The sequence below is a fragment of the Nocardioides dubius genome (genome assembly GCF_039528155.1).
In the GTDB taxonomy this organism is placed as follows: Bacteria; Actinomycetota; Actinomycetes; order Propionibacteriales; family Nocardioidaceae; genus Nocardioides; species Nocardioides dubius.
On sequence record NZ_BAAALG010000003.1, the window covers coordinates 382401 to 401844 of the forward strand.

Genomic DNA, 19444 nt, shown 5'->3' on the forward strand with positions numbered 1-19444 from the left:
ACGGGTGAAGACTCGTCGTCGTCCTTGCTGCCGCCCCTGGCCATCTGGTCCCGCTCGGCAGCGCCACTGATTCGTCCTGCCGTGGGCCCGACGCGACCCGCGGCGGTGAGGAGTGCCGCCATGCGATTCGTCCGACTCCATGCCCGCGACCTGGCCGTCGCCCTGGTCGTCCTGCTGCTCGTCGGCGGACTCCCGCTGCTGATGATCCCGGCCACTGCCAGCGTGCCGATCGGGACGGTGACAGCGTCCGCGTGCCGTGCCGACAATCCGAACCTGCGCACGGGGATCTGCTTCCGGTTCCCAGACGGCCGGGTGACCTGGCTGGGCACGTTGGCGTCCTCCTCCGGTCGGGTCTTCTTCTGCATCGACAAGTCCAAGGACTCACGGCTCCCCGCGCAGGCCCCGCGCCGCTCGACGGCGGGGCTGCGCAACCAGTTCGGGCGCGCGATCGGTCGTCGGGAGGTGGCGGCACTGAATTACGTCGTCAGCACCTGGGGCGCGGGCGCGAACACCATCACGGCAGCGGCGATCAGCCTGATCGTCCGGCAGGTGATGAGCGATGCCCGGGGGCAGTTCCCCGGCGGGCTGACGGTGGGGGAGCAGGTCCGCGATCTGGCCGGTGGGCTTCCTGCGCCGGTGCTGGACCGGGCCCGTGCGATGTGGCGCGAGGCGTCGGTGTTGCGTGGGCCGTGGCGACTGCGGGTGCAGGGCAGCGTCGCCGACCTGGAGTCCGGTGCCCGTCGCCGCCTGACGGCGACGGTGCGCTCAGCCGCCGGCCATCGGGTGCCGGGGGCGCGGGTCCGGTTGTCCTACAACGACCAGGTCCGTGGCCCGGCTGCGCGGACGACGTCGGCGCGAGGCGTCGCGCGGTTCACGGTCACCGCGCGCGGGTCCGGCACGCTGGTGGTGCGCGCGGCGGTCACCGGCCCGTCGGGCAACGGCGTGCTGTTCGTGCCCCGCGATGGCCGGATCCAGCGCGGCTGGATCGCGGAGCGGAGCAGGGACTCGGTCAAGGTGCGGGGGATGCGGGTCCGCGTGCTGCTGCCACCGCCGGTGGTGCGCACGCGCTCCTCGGCGGAGCAGGTGCGCCCCGGGCAGTCGTTCCACGACGTCGTCGAGGTGGCCGGGCTGCCGCGTGCGGCGCGCACGACGTTGGAGGCGCGGCTGTACGGGCCCTACCCGACGCAGCCGACCATCGCGGACTGCCGGCCCGAGGAGCTGGTGGCGGTGCACCGCCTGCAGATCACGGGATCGGGCGTCTACGCGCTCGGCGAGACGGCGCCGAGCGCGCCGGGCCACTATGTCTGGGTGGCGAGTCTGGCCGAGACGGCGCTCACTGCGGCGGTGACCCATCCGTGCGGGTTGGTGCCGGAGACGACCCTGGTGGTCAGGTCGAGACCGCGGCTGCGCACGCAGGTCTCGCAGCAGATCGCGGTCACCGGGGCTCGGTTGCGCGACACGATCTGGGTCCAGGGGCTGTGGCCCGGCGAGCGGGTGCGGGTCCGTTGGGAGCTGCTGGCGGCACCGGCCGTGCGCGGCAGATGCGGGCCGGTGAGCTGGGCGCGCGCGATCCGGACGGGGCGGGCGCGGGTCTTCGACCGTGGCGCGCTCTGGGCGGTTGGCGACGGCAAGGTGGTGACCAGGCCGTCCAAGAAGGTCCGCACCCCGCGCTGCTACACGTACACGGAGCGGATCGCTTCGTCGGCCAGCACGGAGGGTGCCTGGCATCGGCCCGGCCTGGTGCCGCAGACGACGCTGGTGCGCAAGCCCGGGCGTCCGGGGATCCCGACCGGGCCGCAGGGCTGGGTACGCACGTCACCTGCTGCCCGCATCGTCGGTTCCCGCTTGGTGATCCCGCGCCTGGGTGGCCAGGCGATCCGGGTCCGCCCGATCGTGCAGCGAGGCGGATCCCTTGCGCTGCCGGGTGACCCATGGGTGCTCGGGTGGTGGCGGGGGAGCGCACCGCTGCGCGCGGTTCGTGGCGGCAGCATCGTCGCCGGCCATGTCGCCGATCGCTCAGGTGCGCCGGGCGCGCTGCACCGCCTCGCCACACTGCGCCGCGGCGACCGGATCGTGTGGCGCCGTGCAGGCGTTCGCCGCACGTTCCGGGTGGTCCGCACCAGCCGGACCCCACGCACCGGCGAGCTGCCGGCACGGATCTGGCGCCTCTCAGGACCGCGGATGCTCCACCTGATCACCTGCACCCGCAAGGTGGTCTACCCCTCCGGCTACTACCACTACACCCACAACCTCACCGTCACCGCGTGGCTGCGGCCGCTGCGGTGACGGCTCAGTGCCGAGCCCTCAGAGCTGCTCGGGCAGCAGGCTGAAGGTGGCGACATGGCGGGGGCGGACGGCGGTGAAGTGCCTACGGTCCAAGGTGGCGATCTCCGTGACTCCGAGCCGTTCAGCGAGTGCGACGATGCTGGCGTCGGTCGTACCGAGGTGCATGTCGTCGTACTGGAGGACGAGTTCGGCCATGCGTGCGTAGTCCGAGGTGGTCAGCTCGGCAAGCTCGAACGCACCGTCGGCCACGCCGTGGAGGAATCCTGCTTCGCGTGCCGGTCCGCCGAGGCGATCCAGTAGGTAGCCGACCTCCGCGGCGACGGTCGCGGGAAGCAACAGCCGGCGGCCTGCGAGACGGAGACCGGTGAAGAGCTCGACGCACCGCGCGTAGTGATCCTCTGATCGAAACGCCGCCGCGACGATCGGGGCGGTGTCGAAGAGGACCACGATCAGCCTCGACCGAAGCCCTCAGCCAGCAAGTCGTCCGCTCTGGTCGCGTTGTCACTGCGGCCGTTGGCAGCAACGCCTGCACCGATCCAGGCGAATGCGTCAGCGGATGTGGGACGCGGGGTGCCAACGCGATGCAGGAGCGCACCGATCACGCCCTCGACCTGATCCTCAGGGAGAGCGTCGATCAACTGGTGCAGCTCATCGCGGCGCGTGGACATGCTTCCAGTGTAGAGGCCGTCCGGCGCAGGGCGGGGCGGCTTGTGCACGGGGCACGCGCCATCCGTGCTTGGGGAGGAGGACGGGGTTGGCCTCAGGGCTGGAGCAGGATCTTGCCGCGCCGTCCGGGCACGGCGTTTCCGGCTGCGGCCTTGCCCACCTCGTCGAACGAGTAGGTGGCCTCCACCGGCAGGGTGAGGGAGCCGTCCAGGGCGCGCTGGATCAGCTCGCCGAAGAGGGCGCGACGCTGCTCGGCCGGCATGGAGCCGGAGACCTTGCTGCCCCAGAAGCCGCGGACCGTTGCCTGCTTGAAGATCACGTCGCCCGACGAGAGCTCCATCCGCGGGGAGGCCATCGCGCCGAAGACCACCAGCTCGCCGCCCTCGGCGAGCAGCGAGAGGACCTCGCCGCTGGCCTTGCCGCCGACCGAGTCGACGCCGACCTTGATCGGGGCCCCGCCGGTGATCGCGGTGACCTGGGCGGCCCAGTCGCTCTGGTCGGTGGCGACCACGTTGCCGATGCCCTGCGCGGCCAGCTCGTCCACGCCGTCGCTGCGGCGCACGAGACCGACGACGTTGATGCCGCGGGCGGTGGCCAACTGCGCGAGCATCCTGCCGACGGCACCGTTGGCGGCGTTCTGCAGCAGCCAGTCCCCAGCGGCGAGCCCGAGCGACTCCAGCAGGCTGATCGCACTGAACGGCATGGAGATCAGCTGTGCGGCCGCCTCGTCGTCCAGCTGCGCAGGGACCGGCAGCAGGCCGGCGGCGTCGGCGACCACGTACTCGGCCCAGGCTCCGAAGGTGCCGCCGCTGGCGACCCGCTGGCCGAGGCTCAGCGCGTCGACGCCCTCACCGAGCGCGTCGACGATGCCGACCAGCTCGGAGCCCGAGCGGGCGGGGAGCTCCGGCTTGAAGCCGTAGTTGCCGGTGACGGTGATCAGGTCGTGGTTGTGCACGGGGCTGAGCACGGTCCGTAGCCGGACCTGACCGGGGCCGGGCTCGGGAAGCGGAACCTCCGCGACCTCAAGGACCTGGGTCGGGTCGCCGAACTCTTGGTGCACGATCGCGCGCATTGCTCACTGCCGTTCCTGATAGACGTCGTTGCCACTGGGTTCAACCAGTGGCAACGGTCCGTCATTCCGAGACGTGGGCGACAGTGCGCCGCCTGCGAGGTCAGGCGCGGTGGTCGAGCTCGAGCACCTTGGAGGTCCGGTCGTGGATCTCGCGGGCCAGTGCCGGGTCCTCGGAGAGCGGGGCGCCCTGGCTCGGCACCATCTCGGTGAGGCGGGGCTGCCACGCGTCCCAGCGCTCCGGGAAGCAGCGCTCCAGCAGCTCCAGCATGATCGGCGCGGCGGTGGAGGCGCCCGGGGAGGCGCCGAGCAGGCCGGCGATCGAGCCGTCGCGGTGGGTGATCACCTCGGTGCCGAACTGCAGCACGCCGTCCGGACGGATCACCTGGACCCGCTGGCCGGCGGTGATCTTCTCCCAGTCGGCCGGGTCGGCGTCGCCGAAGAACTCCTGCAGCTGCGAGAACTTGGTCTGCTTGCGGGCGATCAGCTGGCCGATCAGGTAGATGGTCAGGCCGATGTTCGCCAGACCTGCCTTGATCATCGGGATCAGGTTGTGCGCGCGCAGCGAGGCGAAGAGGTCGAGCAGCGAGCCGTGCTTGAGGAAGCGCGGGCTGAAGCCGGCGTAGGGGCCGAACATCAGGCTGGACTGGCCGTCGACCACGCGGGTGTCGAGGTGCGGGACCGACATCGGCGGCGCGCCGACGGCGGCCTTGCCGTAGACCTTTGCGTGGTGGCGGGCCACGACGTCGGGGTTCGAGGTGCGCAGGAACTCGCCGCTGACCGGGAAGCCGCCGAAGCCCTTGATCTCGGGGATCCGCGACTTCTGCAGCAGGGTGAGGGCCCGGCCGCCGGCGCCGACGAAGACGAAGCGGGCGCGGTGGTGGAACGCGACGCCGTCCTGCTTGCCGCGGACGTGCCACACGTCGTCCATGGTGCGGTGGACGCTCCTGACGTCGGCGCGGTAGTCGATCTGCGCGCCGCGCTCGGTCATCGAGGCGAGGATCAGCTTGGTCAGGGCGCCGAAGTCGACGTCCGTGCCGTCCGTGGAGAAGGTCGCGGCGATCGGCTCGTCACCGGTGCGGCCGGCGACCAGCAGCGGTGCCCACTCGGCGATCTGCGCGGGGTCCTCGGAGTACTCCATGCCCTCGAAGAGCGGGTGCCCGGCGAGGATGCGGTGCCGCTCCTTGAGGTAGGCGACGTTCTCCGCGCCCCAGACGAAGCTCATGTGCGGGGTGGCCTGGATGAAGGCACCCGGCTCGGGGATGTGGCCGGACTCGACGAGGAACGACCAGAACTGACGCGACAGCTGGAACTGCTCGTTGACGTCGATCGCCTTGGAGACGTCGACGGAGCCGTCCTCGCGCTGCGGGGAGTAGTTGAGCTCGCAGAGCGCGGCGTGCCCGGTGCCGGCGTTGTTCCACGGACCCGAGCTCTCCTGAGCGGGCTCGTCCAGGCGCTCCAGGATTCGGATGCTCCAGGTCGGCTCGAGCTCGGCGATGAGCGCGGCGAGGGTAGCGCTCATGATGCCGCCACCGATCAGCAGTACGTCGGTCTCTGCGCCCTCGTTCAGCGTCTGTACGTCAACGTCGTTGTCCACAGTCCCTTACATTTCGCGTTTCCGTCGCGCAAGCCAAATCCTGGGGGCCGAATCGGGATGTGACATTTCTCAACCCCCTGTTTTCGCGCGTGTTTCGGCGTTGTGTGCAAGGGCCAACATCCTCACAGGGTAAGGGCGGTGGGTGGTGTGGCCGGTCCGCGCTGCGGTGGTTCCCGGGTGTGGTGATTGCCCTTCCTGTGCCCGGATGCCAGTCTTGCCACGCGAGCGGCGTGGGCCGTCGTGCGGCGGCTGCTGAGAGGCGGTGTGGGTGATGCCGGTCTGGCTGCAAGCCGGTGCGTGGGGGCTGCTCGCGGGTGGCGCTCTGGTGATCGGCGCGCTGATCGCCTGGTTCGTCGCGGTGCCACGACGGGTGGTCGCCTCGGTGATGGCGTTCGGCGCCGGCGTGCTGATCTCCGCGCTCTCCTTCGACCTCATGGACGAGGCCGAGCGTGCCGGCGGGCTCCCGGCGACGGCCCTCGGCTTCCTGGTGGGCGCCGTCGTCTACGTGGCGGCGAACGTGCTGTTGGCTCGCTACGGTGCCGCGCATCGCAAGCGGTCGGGCGACCAGCAGCCGTCGGAGCAGGAGCAGGCCGGATCGGGGGCCGCGATCGCGATCGGGGCGCTCTTGGACGGCGTCCCCGAGTCGGTGGTGCTCGGTGTCTCGTTGCTGGCGGGGGAGGGCGTCGGCCTGTCGGTGCTGGCCGCCATCTTCATCTCTAACCTGCCCGAGGGGCTGTCGAGTGCGTCCGGGATGAAGCGCAGTGGCCGCAGCGCCCGCTACGTCTTCGGCGTCTGGACGGCGATCGCCGTCGCCAGCGGCATCGCCGGCATGCTGGGCGCCGCGTCCCTCGACGGCGCGTCCCCGGAGGTGATCGCTGTGATCACCGCCCTGGCGGCAGGCGCGATCCTGGCCATGGTCGCCGACACGATGATCCCCGAGGCCTTCGAGCGCACCCATCTCTACACCGGCCTGATCGCGACGGCGGGCTTCCTTGCGGCGTTCGCGATCGAACGGGCGTGAGGGCGGCTCAGCTGCTGAGCGACCTCCGGGCATCCGCAAGCAGCAGGTAGAGATGGAGAGGGTCCGTCGGGGAACGCTTGAACCCGAGCCTCTCGTAGAAGGTGGCGGCCTCCTGGTGCAACGCATGGACGAGGAGGATGCGCACGCCGACACGGTTCGCTGCGGCCAGCGTGGAGAGGATCGCGTCCCGCACGAGGAAGCGACCGAGGCCCGTGCCCTGCGCCGTGGCGTCGATGGCCAATCGCCCCAGAAGGACGGCAGGTACAGGGTCCGGCGCGTTGCGACGGGCCTTGCCGCCGAGACCGGCATGGGCGACGGCGACAGCCGAGAGCGTGTAGTAGCCCAGCAGCTTATGGGTGTCACCGTCTATGCAGACATAGCACCGGCCCAGATCCGCGAGGTGGTTGGTCAGTGCGCGTTCAGTGAGGTACCGGTCCAGGGACTCCTCGCCGCAGGCGAAGCCGCTCGTGTCGTCGCCCGGGCTGATCGGGCGCGGCCGCTGGGGGTTCACTCGTCCCAGGGCGCGGGCTGGTCGAGCAGGGCGGAGAGCTCCGGAATCCGCTCGGCCGGCCGGTCCAGGATCACGGCGAACTCGTCCCAGGCTGCGACGTCGAGCCGGAAGATGCGGCGATCAGCCAGGGTGTCCTCCGCGCGGGCGACGGCCGCAGTGGTGACGAACTCGGTCAGCGACTGCCCGGTGACGGCCGCCGCATCCCGGATCAGGGCGTCCTGGTCCGGAGTGAGACGCATGGCAAGGCGAGCGTCCTTGCGAGTGGCGCCGGGGGTGATCGTCATGAAGGCAGTGTACGCCTCTTGTGCGTACGGTGTCGCCGACAGTCAGTGCTCGCCGGAAGCGGTCTCAGGGGTCGAGGCGTAGGCGTGGCTGGCGGCGACGATGCCCGTGACGATCTCCAGCTCGGCCGTGTCACGTGGCCCGAAGACCATGACGAAGCCGGGCGCCAGCCGGGTTCCTGCCCAGGGGTGCGGGGCGCCCCATCCGCGGGCGACGAGATCGGCCGCCTGCGCAGGTGGGAGTGCCAGATGCAGCGACCCGTCGTACGTCGGGTGCAGGTGCGCGAACTCGGCTGCCTGGGGGACGAGGAACGCGTGCGGTGGTCCGGCGGGATCGTCGAGGATGAGTCCGCGCGCGCCCGGAACCGAGATGTGGGACGGTCCGACGCTCGTTCCGGGCAGGTTCGCGATCTGCTGGAACAGGCGTTCCTGAAGCTCCGGCGGGCCGTTCTGGGTCAGCTGCTGCTGCGGGATCGTCCAGGAGACCTCGGGCCGGTCGCCGCTGCGCTGGGGGAGTGCCCCGTTGGGCAGTGTGGGCCAGGCGACGGCGGCGGGCACGCCGACCGGTGCTGCGCCGTCGGTTGCCAGGTGCTGGATGCGGCCCGCGATCCAGCCGGCGAGCTGCTGGAGCGACGAGGCGGTGATGCCGTGGCCACCGGGGTCGCGGTGGGCGACCGTCGGCGCGCCCGACTCGCGGAGCAGATAGCTCCACGTCCGGTCGAGGAGCTCACGCGGGATGACGTGATCGGCGTCGCCCTGGGCCACCAGCACCGGAAGGTGCGCCAGGCGCCCTGTCGAGACCGGGACTCCGGCGTCGAAGGGGAGGGTGCCGTAGAGGATCGCCGCTCCGGCGTACCGCTGCGGGTTGGCGAGGGCGAGCCCGCCGGCGAAGGCAGCGCCGCCGCTGAAGCCCACCAGGATGACCGGACGACCGGCAGGCGCCACCTCATCGAGCCACGCGCGGAACCAGGTCATGGTCTGGGTGAGCGACGCGGCGACGGGGCGTCCGATGCCTCGATTGGCGAACCACGCGAAGCCGCCGCCCTCGGCGATCGGTGCGCGGACGGCGGCGTACGCGGGGCCCTCGGGCAGGTGCGGCGCGAGGGTGATGATCTCGCGCTCGTGCGAGCCGCGGCCGTGCAACAGCACCACCAGGGGTGCCGCAGGGTCGGCGTTGCCGAAGGTGGCGACCTCGGCGGGGGCGAAGTCATTCATCGAGAGCCTCCTGGTTCGGCTCGGCGGCGAGGGTGATCTGCAGGAAGCCGGTCGCCGCGAGTCCGGTCTTGTCGCTTTAGTTGTCGCTTCAACTAAAGCGTACTCCAAAAGGTTGTCGCGTCAACTTTGTTGACTACGATGGTGGCATGGAACCCAACTGGCTCGACGAGAGTGAGATGGCCGCCTGGCTGCGACTGGTCGCGATCACCGAGCTGCTGCCGGGCGTGCTCGACACTCAGCTGCGCCGCGACGCTGGCCTGACGCACTTCGAGTACTTCGTGCTGGCCGTGCTGTCCGAGGCTCCCGACCGCATGCTCCGCATGACGGCGTTGGCGCAGCGCACGAACGCGACGTTGACGCGCCTCTCGCATGTCGTGCGGCGCTTGGAGGAGCGTTCGCTCGTCAAGCGTCTCCCGTGTCCCGAGGATGCGCGGGCGACCAACGCCCATCTCAGCGACGACGGCTGGGCGACCGTGGTCGGTGCCGCGCCGGGTCACGTCTCCAATGTGCGTGCCAACGTGTTGGACGCCCTGAGTGTCCGCCAGGTCCGGCAGCTGGTCGAGATCGGCGACGCCCTGCTGTCCCGACTCGACGCTCAGGGCAAGATGACGGCGCTCTATCGACCGGGCGAGTAGCCTCCCCGAGCCTCAAGCGGTGACGTCGATCGTCCCCAGCCGCTCGATCGAGAGTCGGTAGCGCCGTCCTGCGGTCAGTGGCACGGCGTCGGTCAACGCTCCTGCGAGCACGAGCGAGCCCGCCGGGAGCACCTCGCCGCGGCGCTCCAGGTGCTCGCTGAGGAGTCGCAGTGCGCGGAGCGGGTGGCCGAGGATCGCCGCTCCGGTCGCCTCGTGCACGATCTCGCCGTCCACCTCGACCTGGCAGGCGAGCGCGGCGAGATCTCCGGCGGAGGGAAGGTCGACAGGTTCGGAGCCGACCAGGACCCCGGCTGCGCTGGTGTTGTCCGCGATCACGTCGGCCAGCCGGAACCTGTAGTCGGTCCACCGTGAGTCGATGATCTCGGCTGCGATGACGACGTCGCGCACGGCGGAAGCGACGTCCTCATCGGTGAGCGCGTGGCTGATGTCCCGGGAGGTGATGAAGGCGATCTCGGGCTCGATCCGCGGCTGCGCCCAGTGGTGCATCGCGCCACGCACCTCGGCAGGCCGGAGGTACATGCTCGCGGTGAGGAAGCCGACGATCGGGCGATCGACGCTCATCCGCTGCTGCTTGGCGGCGCTGGTCAGCCCGAGCTTGGCGCCGATGACCGGGTCGCCGGCGCGCACCCGCTGCTCCCGGTCGAGGTCCTGGACCGCGTAGCCCCAGGGCTCGTCCAGATCGGGCCAGGAGTCTGTCAGGCGTTCGATCGTGCGACGGTCCTGGCGTGCCGCGTGGAGCTGATCTGCTGCTGCCTGTGGGGCAAGGATCTCGGGCATCGGGCCTCTTTGTCGATCGGGCGTCCGCCGAAGCGAATGGTTGTTGCGTCAACTATATCTGGGTGGGAGAAGGGCGAGGAAGGGGCTGGCCTCGCTGGCTGCGCGTTTGACGGACAACTTCGCCTAGGCGGACATGTATGTCATTTCGTTGCTTGCTGTCTCCGAAGCCGCCGAGCGGCTCGGTGTCTCTACGCGCAGGTGCAGCACCTGGTGGCGCGCGGTGAGCTGCGCTCACTGGCCAGGGGGGTGGTCGACGAGACCTCGGTCGAACGACTGCAGGCCGTTCGTCGCGGTTCGCACGCGAGGGCGTGGGCCGAGTCGACCGCGTGGGCAGCCGTTGCCCTGCTCTCCGGGGGCGAGGCGGGGTGGCTGGGGGAGAGCCAGCGGTCCCGGATCAGGGGACGACTTCGTCGTCTCGGAGCCGACGAACTGGTCGAGCGCACGCGCGGCCGGGCCGGCGTGAGCCGCTATGTCGCGCACCGCAGCGCTACCGAGCGGCTGCGTGGGGACGTGGTCGACACATCATCAGTGGCCACGCGCTTGGGGCTGGCAGCGACGAACGCGATCGACGGCTATCTGGCCACGAAGGCTTTGAAGGAGGTCGTGGCACGGCATGGCTTGATGCGGGACTGCACGGGCAACGTGACTCTCCGCGCGACCTCGGTAGACCTCGAAGTGGTCCGGGACCTGATCAGTGCCAGCGATGTCCTCGCCGCGCTCGACCTGGCCGAGTCACTCGACGTTCGTGAACGCCGAGCCGGCACGAACGCGCGCTGGAGGCGTTCCGTGGTTGACCGGCGGACGATCGACGTCGCCACGCCTGCTGGTGGCTGGGGCGCGCCGTGGCCGAACGTCGCTGAGATCGAGGCCGTCCTGTCTCACGACAAGTGGACGACGGCACGGGGAGTGTGTCGTCGTCGTAGGTGCGCCCATCAGCCTGACTCCCGCGACCCGGAGCGTCGGCCCCGGGGCACTGTCCCTCTTCTCGCGGTCATCGACGACCCCTATACCGAAGGCGAGAATTTCGTTGGCTCGGACCGTCCCCGGCTCCCGGCGTTGGTCCGCGCCCGACCGGACACTGCCACTCAACGGCAAACGGTCCCGACCAACTCCCGATTCGACTGCTGGACTGCGCTGAGAGTCTTGAATCCCGGATCAGACGTGGGCGCGTCACTCGCGGCGGATCGACGCACCTATCGAGCCCGAAGCGGACGCTAGGACTGGGGCCTTGTGATGAGGGCTGCGACCTCATTTGCAGCTCTGCTGAGGGCTTCGCCTGCGTCCACGCGAATCTCCGATTCGACTCGCCAACCATGAGGTTCGGTGGTCTCCCAGAGCCTTACCTGAAGGTTCACGTGGCCATCGTGTGTGGCAAGGATCCGCAGGTCGCCCTCGATGGATTCAAAGACTCGCTGGCCACTCCATCCTCGCCAATGGTCAGCAAGATCAGCGAAGAACGCTGCCAAGGTACTGAACCCGTTTTCCCAGCCCGCGTAGACCTGGCGACTGGCCCTCAGGTCCGGGCCGACCACAGCCACGGTGAGAAAGTCAGACGGGCTTGCGTCCCGGGCCTGAGGATCCGAAAAAGTAAGCGTTCGCCCGGATTCTCCGAGCACCACAGCATCCATGGTCTTGGCCCGCTCTCGTGGACACGATGTTTTAGGCGATTGCCTCGTGCTCGAACTCTGCGGGTGAACGGTATCCAAGCCGTTGCTTGATGCGGCTGGTGTTGTAGAAGCCCTCGATGTAATCGAAGATCGCCGAGCGCAGCAGGTCCCGCGACGGCCACGTCTGGCGGCCGTGGATCCACGCGAGTTCCCGCTTGAGCGTGGCCCAGGTCGACTCGACGGCGGCGTTGTCGTAGCAATCGCCGGTCGACCCAAACGACGCGGTGATGCCGAGTGTCTCGAGTCGCTGTCCGAAGGCCAGCGAGGTGTAGGCCGATCCTCGGTCCGCGTGGTGGATGACGTGCTGGTCGGGGCGACGGCGTTCGAAGGCCATCACGAGTGCGTCGATGACCAGGTCGGCATCGGCGCTGGTGCCCATGGCCCAGCCGACGACGCGGCGGGAGTACAGGTCGATGACGCCGGCGAAGTGGAGCCAGCCCTCGGCGGTGCGGAACTGGGTGACGTCAGCTGCCCAGAGCCGGTCGCGGCCGGCTGGGTTGAAGTCCCGTTCGACCAGGTCGGGTGCCCAGGCGGTGTTCGGCTTCCCGGTGCGCCACTTCTTGCGGGAGTGCGCCCCGAAAAGGCCGTACTCGCGCATCAGCCGGGCCACCCGTTTCCTTGCTGTGCGGTGCCCGAGGCGGCCGAGCTCGGCGTGGACGCGGGGTGCGCCGTAGGTGCGGCGGGAACGGCTGTGAACCTCGCAGACCACGGCTGCCAACTCGAGGTCGCGCTCGGCGTGCGCCGACGGGCCTCGCTCGCGCCAGGCGTAGTAGCCAGATCGGGAGACGCCGAGAACAGTGCACAGCCGCTTCACCCCGTAGGTGTCGTGATGCTCAGAGACGAACCGGAAGCGGCTCACCGGGTCGTCTCCTTGGCGAAATACGCGGCTGCTTTGCGGAGGATCTCGCGTTCGACCTTCAAGTCGGCGACCTCCTTGCGCAGTCGCTTCAACTCCAGCCGTTCGTGCTCGTTCAACGCGCCCGGCAGGGCGTCAGCGGTCTGCTTCGCGCGGTCCTTGCGGACCCAGCCCGCGAGGGTCTTGTCGCTGATCCCGAGATCGCGAGCGACCTCTGCCATCGACTTGTCGGTGGTCAGGACCAGGCGAACCGCCTCGGTCCGAAACTCCGTCGGGTACTTCGACGGACGGCCCATAACGGACTCCCTTCAGCGAGCCTGCGGCTCACTATCGGGTGTCCACCAGAACGGGGCAAGACCACGTGGGCGACGGGGTCTGCACGCAGGTCGGTAGTTCCGTACGTCCGGTTCGCGGCGGAAAGACGCACCGCCAAACACAGGAAATCGAGCAGATCCGGTCGCCCACCACCGGAAGCGGACGTCACCGAGGGGCCTGATTCCGCCAGCCTCAGTCGCTGAACCCTCGGAAGGAGACAGACACCCTTGTCGGCGCACCATGACAGGCTGTGCCGACCAACCAACGAGGGGACGACGGATGATGTTCGAGGATGGGGCGGGCTTCTGCCCGTGGCACAAGAGGGATAGTTCGTTCAAGGCCGTGCACGAGCTCACGAGCGTCGCGCCGTACTTCATCCCCCCTTGGGGCCAGCGCAACGTCTTCGAAGATGAGAAGAAGAAGGGCACTGCGTACACGGGTCTCGTCGTCATGGAGTGCCTGCACTGCGGCAAGGCGGTCGTGCTCCTCGAGTCGATCGCCATCCTGCCTGGACGGCAACCAGATGACGTCCCGGAGCTTCGCCAGCAGCGCATCATGGTCTCGCCAGCCCCGCTCGCACGAGTACTGCATGATTCGGCGCCGGAAGTGATACGGAGCTTGTTCGTCGAGGCAAGCACGTGCGCAGAAGCGGGCGCGTTCCGAGCCGCGGGGGTGATGTACAGAGCCGCCGTCGAAGAACTGGTGAAGGAACAGCAAGCAACCGGACGCACGCTCTACGACAAGATCGAAAGCCTCAAGGGCACTCTTTCCACCGAACTGGTCGAGGACCTACACGAGGCACGGATGCTCGGCAACGACAGCATCCATGACGGTCTCACCTACTCGGCCGAGGAGGTCGAGGACGTGGCAAAGTTGATCGAGGAGGCCGTGCTGATTCTCTACGTGCAGCCCGAGCAGAAGCGCGCGATGCGAGAAGCGCGCAAAACGCGGCGGGACTTGGCGAAGAACTCCTAGTGGCTGCAGGAGATTGGCTCCCTGCGCAACTGCAATCGGTCGCCATGCGACTGGCACGAGCGGATGCAGCAGCCGAGGAACTGTCGCGTGTCGCCCTCTCGTGGTCCCGAGGCACTGAGGACCAGGGCGCAATCACGCTGCGGCAGGTGGAGCGGACGCCCGGCATTTACGACGTGGAGGTCGCCTCCATCCGGCCCGTCCCGCCTGTCGCTGGGATGCTGTTCAGCGAAGCCGTGCATCACATGCGCTCTGCGGTCGACAATGTGGGGTTCTACGTCGCCGAGCAGGAGCACGGGCAGCCGCTCGGGCCTCAGCAGGAGCGGGCCGTCTCGATGCTCGTCTACGACGAGGCGAGCCCTTATGAGCGCAAGTGGAAAGGGCTCGTGCGTCAGGGACTCGCCATGTTCGACCCACGCGCCACTCTGGGCAAGCGCGTCGAGTCGCTTCAGCCGTTCAACGACCCGACTTCAATCGGCTCGCTGTCCCCGATCCTCGCCTACGTCATGGGCGTTGAGGCAGCTCAGGCCCAGCCACTCGCATTACTCCGCGACTACTCGAACGCGGACAAGCACCGCGCGCTGCGAGCGACTGCTGGTCACACTCTCGTCCAGCGATACGACGACTGGCAGCGCAGCGTCAGCCAGGGCATGAGGCAGATGGAGGTCGGCACCGTCCTGGAACAGGTCACGAAGGGCGTCCTGACGCCGGTCGAGGTGTCGCCCGCGCTGCTCGTCCACCGCCCGGACGGCACTCCGGTTGCACCCGGCCCTGAACTCGACGGCATGGCCCGACACGTGGCCGACATCGTGATCCCGACACTGCTGCGCGGCATCGCCCTTCCCGATGGGATCCCGGCGCACATCGATCTGACCGACAACGGCGAGACGTTCGCCGAGCGGCTGGCGAAGGGCAGCACCGTTCGGGCGCACGTCAGGGCTCGACCGGTGATGGAAGCGGCATTGATCGAGGCTGAGGAACAGCATTGGCGCTTTCCGGCGATCGCGGACGATGAGGAGTGAGCCCATCTTCGTCCGAGATCGCTGCAACCTGGATCACCTAGGGTGACTACTCGCAGGAGTGAAGCATGAACGCTGATGCTGAGGACACCCCCGAGATCCGAGCTAGGGTCGCGGAGGACGTCCTCACCAGATTCGTGAAGTTGGTGCTGCTCGCCCGGATCGGAAACGGCACCTGGGGTGAGGATCAGGGGCTCACGAGCTTCTTGGTCGAGTTCCCGTACGAGGACGATCGCGATGTCCGAATCCAAGTCAACGACGAGCGGGAGTTCTGGGGTCAACCGACAGCCGCCCGTACGTTCGAGGCTGGCGAGAGCATTGCGCCCACCGACCTGAAGGTCGAAGTCGTCCCTGCGGCGGACCACCTGACCGAACGCTTCATCAAAGGGCGGTGGGTCGACGATGCCTGGGTGCTCGAGATCAGGCTCAGCGTGCCGCACCCGCGCCGTGAGGGGCATCTGTACGCCGGCGAGGAGTTTGCGGAGGAGGCCGAAGTTGCGTTCCTTGCCGGCCGTCTCAGGGCGTTCTACGAGTGCGCCTTCCATGCCGTCGAGCACCTTGCGATCGCGGAACTCTTGACGTACCCACCGGTCGCCCGTGATGTGGCGACTGCCAAGTCGCACTCGGCCATCCGGAGCATCTACCAGTTATGGGCCCGCCTCGGGAATACGGATGTCCGCTACGCGACCCTCTTGACGGAGCTCACAAATCGACGCACGGCCAATACCTACCTTCGTGGAGAGGCCCTCGGAGAGGACGTCGCTGATGCCGCGAAGGTCATTGAGAGGCTTCGCGAGATGCGAGTCTGGGTCAGAGAGGTAGTCGTTGACGACGGAGGCCCCAGCGTCATCCGAATGTACGCCGTGGGTGAGATCGCAGCTGGACAACTGGTCGGAACGCAGGACATGGCCGTTCGCCCACCTCGCTCGTCAACTTGACGCCTTCGGTGGGGTCCGCGCCGAGATCGTGTCCGCGCCGGAGACCGGCGAGGCCACGTCCTTGAGCCCGTTGATACGGGCTGCCCCGACGATGGCTGGTCATCGCTCCGTCCCCACGTTGAGCGGCATCCAGTGCGCCGTTCGCAGAAGACACACTCGCGGTGTAATGACGCGGGTCTACGAGCAGCGTGCGGCCGGGTATGCGCTTCTGCGGAAGTGCAGCCTGAATGTTCGCGCCCTCAGCCAAGACCTCACCAGACCGATTGAGTTATGACCAGCAACATGACGGAGTCCGGTGCAGAGACGCGGTGTGTGGCGAGGGTGCTATTTCTTAACGCCACCGCGAGCCGCCGCCCGTCGGGTACCGTTGAGCAATGTTGCCCGGTCCGGAGGTAAGCGACGACGAGGTGGACGCAAGCGCCCCGCCGACCATCGCTCCCGGTGAACCCGCATGGCTGACCTTCGAGAAGGACGTGTCGAACTTTCTGGCATCCCTAGACCCTGGTGCCACGGTCATCCACAACAAGAAGCGTCACGGCAAGAGTGGCCGCCTTCGTCAGATGGACGCGCTCATCACGGGCGACGTCTGCGGGTCAGCGGTCGAGATCGCCGTCGAAGCCAAGCACTACTCCAAGAAGGTTGGCATCGGAGTCGTCGACGCCTTCGTCGGCAAATGCGTGGACGTCGAAGTCGACAAAGGCATACTGTACTCGCACCTCGGGTTCGACGACGGCGCGGTCGCGCGCGCCGCGGCTGCAGTCCACCCCAAGATCGAGCTCAGAGAAGTGCCCGAACCTGCTTCGGTGACGCTCAGTGACTCCGAGATCGCCATTCTTCTCGCGGACCTCGAACCGTGGGATGTCGTCACGCCCAAGTTTCTAGGCGTGAGGGCGTGCCCCGGCGACGAGTGCTGGGGCGATTTTGTCGCTACAGAAGATTGGGACGGCGGGATCTGTGACCAGTGCGGGCTACCAGTCGGTGTCTGCCAAGAATGCGATGGCTCGACCCGTCTCGAGTCGGACGAGCAGATTTGTGACCACTGCGACTCAGGTGCATTCATGGTCGATCGGGAGCACGGGTCCCAGGTCTTGACCGACATCCACTGGATGTCTGGTCTCTGGGACCACTGAGGCAGAAGAGAGCGCGGACCTGGGCTATCGGCACCGCTGGGAAACGCCTCCTCGGTGCGCTCCATGCGCGGCGGATCGACGCACGTGGCGCGTCCCCTCGTTCGTGCAGCAGCCCCACCTGGCAACGGCCAATGTGGCTCGTCGGCCCACAGCGGTGTGGCCTGTCACGGCTTGACCGACGCACAGGCGACGTGGATCGAAGGCGTACTCGAAGTGCGCGAAGCGACCGCAGATATACCGCCACGGGCGCCTTCCTCATAGTGCTGGGTCGAGTTCCCCTCGCGCAACCGGGCCGATCGAGTGCTTGGCGAATTCCTCCCGCAACCGCCGAGGCAGGTTCGCATCCCACGACCCCCACTCGTCGCGACCCATGGCGAGATGAAAGCAAACGACGAGTTCGTCCTCGGTCAGTTGCTCCCCGCGCTTGATCTTGGCGAAGATGGTCCGAACGAAGCCGCACAGTAGATCCGCCAGTTGTATGCCAAGAACATCCTTCGAATCAGCCAGTCGCACCCCCGTAACCGTGGGCATCAGCGCGAACTGTTCTTGCCCCTCGATCACCAACCTGTCGCTTCCGTCGGTCGGCCGGAAGCGCGCCTCCAGAGCCGCAAATGTCTCGTCCTGGCGCACCAACGCGTCGTGGACGATCTCCAACTCCACGCTACGTGCCCTGACGAACTTCTCCAGAACCTGAGTGAGCCCGGGCAACGAGTGCGCGAGGGTCGTGCGAAGCCAGTTCGGCGCGGCTAGCTCACTCTGGATCTCCGCGATGGCCGCATCGGAAAAGTCGAATAGTGTTGCCGCCAGATCCTCCTCGCCGGCCGAAGAAAGGCGACTCGCGAGGTCATGAGCCAGGTGGCGAACGGTGTCCGGTGACGGACTTGCCCCCGCCTTCAGCATCTGCGCGAACCGTCCCCTGACGTCGTCGGCCTGCAGGACGATCTCGGCGATCTGCTTCTTGCGGGCGCGCTGGGAAGTGAACGCCATCGGTAGGTGTGAGTTGTACGCGGGATCAAAGAACGTCTCGACAACCTTGGCGCTAGTGATGTACTCCTTGTCCATCACGAAGAAAAACGGCACGCTGCAGCCGTCTGCCATAATCTTGAAAAGTTCCCGGAATGCGGCTGCAGGATCGGGCCGGCGTGACAGCTTCTGCCATTTCAATTCTGGGCCTTGAAGCTTGTGGCGGGCCCGAAAGGCCGCGACGTCGGTCGATATCTGGCTCTCGAACCGGCGAGGAACAAGCCAGCCACCGTGTACGAAAATGGGTTGCTGCTCGTCGGCCCAGTGAGCCCCGGTGTTGCCGGACTCGTCGCAATAGAAGGTCGCTCGCATCGCCTTGAGGCCCAACACCTGCAGCTGAGCCCGCACCCGCTCCTGGCGCGCTCTTTTTGCAGGGTTGCCGGACTTGCCCACTACTCCTCCGAAGGTTCGTGTTGGGGTGCGTGGTCACGCTCCCGACAAGGGACCCAAGCCAGGGTTTGCGCGAAGTCGCTGCTGCCATCCGTGCAGTTCCTCGGTCGAATGCCGTGGCTATTGCACGTCGGGCAACTGCGGAGCTTCCGGCAGCGTCGAAAGTCCGGTGACAATGTAAGACTTTCGCTCGTTGCCGGTAGCTGTTGATCGGGCGGTCGTCACGATTGCGTCGGCCTCGACTCGGTGGCTGTAAAAATCCCTGAGCCTCGGGACTAGATCGTCGGCCACCTTTGCGCTGATGACGTCACCGTTGTCGCGCTGGATCTCCAAGCGCCCACCGTGGAACTCGCTGGCGGTCCCAAGGTGCCCCCGGATGATTTCGGTGGTCTCCGTGACTCGATTCATCGTCAACACATCGTTCAGACGGCGAGCGGACTCCTTGTTCACCGTCGCGTGTCGGGTCTCGTGACCGAGATGGTTCCAATCCAGACTGGCCGTCATGTCCCGATCCACGATTGCGTCTGAAAGGTCTTTCAGATGCTTGAAGGCTCGGCCGCCTAGCGGCAAGACGGCCTCGATGATAGGACCGTCGTCGGTACCCTCGGCTGCCGCGAGGTCGATGACGTCCAGGACAGCGTCGACGGCCTGATCGAGAAGTGTCACGACCTCTTCCTGCGGGAACAGGGGGTCCTGTCCGGCCTCGATCATCTCCTCGACCTTCTTGTCGACGGGTCCACGGAGCGTCGCGCCGAACGATCCGGGGAATACAGCTGCTAGCCGAAGGGATGTCGTATCCCGGATCAAGCCCGGCAGCGAGGCGCGCTCCGTCGCTTTACCCGTCAGTGCTTGGGCTACCGAGGATATCGACTCCTGGAGGCTGTACAGGAGCCGAGACAATGCATCGACCCTGATCTCGTGCCCCTTCACGGGCGCTCCGTCGATAACAACCTTCAACTGGGGCCGCAAGGCCAAGTCGACCGCGTCGGTGAGGTCCGCATGCATCTGTTCTATGCCACGCATCATCATTCTCGTGGCGAACGACCTGCTCTCGG

General features: G+C 67.7%; 21 protein-coding genes. 8 read left to right on the plus strand and 13 right to left on the minus strand.

Annotated elements, in window-relative coordinates:
* Positions 1–120: 120 nt before the first annotated feature.
* Positions 121–2286: a sortase domain-containing protein gene (locus ABD151_RS06005; protein ID WP_343992312.1), complete on the plus strand. Its 2166-nt coding sequence runs from the start codon at positions 121–123 to the stop codon at positions 2284–2286.
* An 18-nt stretch (positions 2287–2304) separates the two neighbouring features.
* Here the strand turns inward: ABD151_RS06005 and ABD151_RS06010 are convergent, their stop codons facing one another.
* From ABD151_RS06010 to ABD151_RS06025, 4 genes are all read right to left on the minus strand, one after another.
* On the minus strand, positions 2305–2733 hold the full coding sequence (locus ABD151_RS06010; RefSeq protein WP_343992314.1) for a type II toxin-antitoxin system VapC family toxin: 429 nt from the start codon (positions 2731–2733) through the stop codon (positions 2305–2307).
* A gap of 2 nt (positions 2734–2735) precedes the next feature.
* Positions 2736–2954: a hypothetical protein gene (locus ABD151_RS06015; protein ID WP_343992316.1), complete on the minus strand. Its 219-nt coding sequence runs from the start codon at positions 2952–2954 to the stop codon at positions 2736–2738.
* Positions 2955–3046: 92 nt separating this feature from the next.
* Positions 3047–4012 carry a zinc-binding dehydrogenase gene (locus ABD151_RS06020; protein WP_343992318.1) on the minus strand — a complete coding sequence of 322 codons (966 nt, stop codon included), beginning with the start codon at positions 4010–4012 and terminating at the stop codon, positions 3047–3049.
* A gap of 112 nt (positions 4013–4124) precedes the next feature.
* A complete protein-coding gene (locus tag ABD151_RS06025) occupies positions 4125–5618 on the minus strand; it encodes a malate:quinone oxidoreductase (RefSeq protein ID WP_343992320.1) in 1494 nt (497 codons plus the stop codon).
* 271 nt (positions 5619–5889) lie between these two features.
* Between ABD151_RS06025 and ABD151_RS06030 the strand changes: the two genes are divergently transcribed.
* Positions 5890–6639, plus strand: coding sequence for a ZIP family metal transporter (locus ABD151_RS06030; protein ID WP_343992322.1), 750 nt, complete (start codon positions 5890–5892; stop codon positions 6637–6639).
* Between the two features lie 7 nt (positions 6640–6646).
* Here the strand turns inward: ABD151_RS06030 and ABD151_RS06035 are convergent, their stop codons facing one another.
* The 3 genes from ABD151_RS06035 to ABD151_RS06045 are packed head-to-tail and all read right to left on the minus strand — an operon-like array spanning position 6647 to position 8646.
* Entirely contained in the window at positions 6647–7150 is a 504-nt protein-coding gene (locus ABD151_RS06035; protein WP_343992324.1) for a GNAT family N-acetyltransferase, read from the minus strand.
* Entirely contained in the window at positions 7147–7434 is a 288-nt protein-coding gene (locus ABD151_RS06040) for a type II toxin-antitoxin system TacA family antitoxin (protein WP_343992326.1), read from the minus strand. Before ABD151_RS06040 ends, ABD151_RS06035 begins: the two co-directional genes overlap by 4 nt.
* A 42-nt stretch (positions 7435–7476) precedes the next feature.
* Positions 7477–8646 carry a luciferase domain-containing protein gene (locus tag ABD151_RS06045; protein WP_343992328.1) on the minus strand — a complete coding sequence of 390 codons (1170 nt, stop codon included), beginning with the start codon at positions 8644–8646 and terminating at the stop codon, positions 7477–7479.
* 146 nt (positions 8647–8792) lie between these two features.
* On the opposite strand from ABD151_RS06045, the gene ABD151_RS06050 reads away from it, so the two are divergent.
* Positions 8793–9281 carry a MarR family winged helix-turn-helix transcriptional regulator gene (locus tag ABD151_RS06050; protein ID WP_343992330.1) on the plus strand — a complete coding sequence of 163 codons (489 nt, stop codon included), beginning with the start codon at positions 8793–8795 and terminating at the stop codon, positions 9279–9281.
* 12 nt (positions 9282–9293) lie between these two features.
* On the opposite strand, the gene ABD151_RS06055 is transcribed toward ABD151_RS06050, so the two are convergent.
* Positions 9294–10079 carry a 2-keto-4-pentenoate hydratase gene (locus ABD151_RS06055; RefSeq protein ID WP_343992332.1) on the minus strand — a complete coding sequence of 262 codons (786 nt, stop codon included), beginning with the start codon at positions 10077–10079 and terminating at the stop codon, positions 9294–9296.
* A 198-nt stretch (positions 10080–10277) separates the two neighbouring features.
* Here ABD151_RS06055 and ABD151_RS06060 point away from each other — a divergent pair, with 198 nt between their 5' ends.
* Positions 10278–11297, plus strand: a complete 1020-nt coding sequence (locus ABD151_RS06060) for a hypothetical protein (protein WP_343992335.1) — start codon at positions 10278–10280, stop codon at positions 11295–11297.
* On the opposite strand, the gene ABD151_RS21930 is transcribed toward ABD151_RS06060, so the two are convergent.
* From ABD151_RS21930 to ABD151_RS06070, 3 genes are read right to left on the minus strand one after another with little or no spacing between them, the layout of a single operon-like run.
* A complete protein-coding gene (locus ABD151_RS21930; protein ID WP_415629881.1) occupies positions 11294–11707 on the minus strand; it encodes a DUF6228 family protein in 414 nt (137 codons plus the stop codon). The genes ABD151_RS06060 and ABD151_RS21930 overlap by 4 nt on opposite strands.
* A gap of 31 nt (positions 11708–11738) precedes the next feature.
* Positions 11739–12605: an IS3 family transposase gene (locus ABD151_RS06065; protein ID WP_343992337.1), complete on the minus strand. Its 867-nt coding sequence runs from the start codon at positions 12603–12605 to the stop codon at positions 11739–11741.
* On the minus strand, positions 12602–12898 hold the full coding sequence (locus tag ABD151_RS06070) for a transposase (protein ID WP_343992339.1): 297 nt from the start codon (positions 12896–12898) through the stop codon (positions 12602–12604). Before ABD151_RS06070 ends, ABD151_RS06065 begins: the two co-directional genes overlap by 4 nt.
* A 298-nt stretch (positions 12899–13196) precedes the next feature.
* Here ABD151_RS06070 and ABD151_RS06075 point away from each other — a divergent pair, with 298 nt between their 5' ends.
* The 4 genes from ABD151_RS06075 to ABD151_RS06090 all read left to right on the plus strand — a co-directional run bounded on the left by ABD151_RS06075 (position 13197) and on the right by ABD151_RS06090 (position 16976).
* Positions 13197–13892 carry a DUF4145 domain-containing protein gene (locus ABD151_RS06075; protein WP_343992341.1) on the plus strand — a complete coding sequence of 232 codons (696 nt, stop codon included), beginning with the start codon at positions 13197–13199 and terminating at the stop codon, positions 13890–13892.
* A gap of 146 nt (positions 13893–14038) precedes the next feature.
* The gene (locus tag ABD151_RS06080) at positions 14039–14911 is read left to right on the plus strand and encodes a hypothetical protein (protein WP_343992343.1); all 873 of its coding nucleotides are present in this window, start codon (positions 14039–14041) and stop codon (positions 14909–14911) included.
* A gap of 65 nt (positions 14912–14976) precedes the next feature.
* On the plus strand, positions 14977–15846 hold the full coding sequence (locus tag ABD151_RS06085) for a hypothetical protein (RefSeq protein ID WP_343992345.1): 870 nt from the start codon (positions 14977–14979) through the stop codon (positions 15844–15846).
* A gap of 374 nt (positions 15847–16220) precedes the next feature.
* Positions 16221–16976: a restriction endonuclease gene (locus tag ABD151_RS06090; RefSeq protein ID WP_343992347.1), complete on the plus strand. Its 756-nt coding sequence runs from the start codon at positions 16221–16223 to the stop codon at positions 16974–16976.
* 255 nt (positions 16977–17231) lie between these two features.
* Here ABD151_RS06090 and ABD151_RS06095 read toward each other — a convergent pair whose 3' ends face one another.
* Positions 17232–18392 (minus strand): DUF3800 domain-containing protein, encoded by a 1161-nt coding sequence (locus tag ABD151_RS06095; RefSeq protein ID WP_343992349.1) that lies wholly within the window; start codon positions 18390–18392, stop codon positions 17232–17234.
* 117 nt (positions 18393–18509) lie between these two features.
* A partial coding sequence (locus ABD151_RS06100; RefSeq protein ID WP_343992351.1) for a hypothetical protein occupies positions 18510–19444 on the minus strand: 935 nt, incomplete at its 5' end.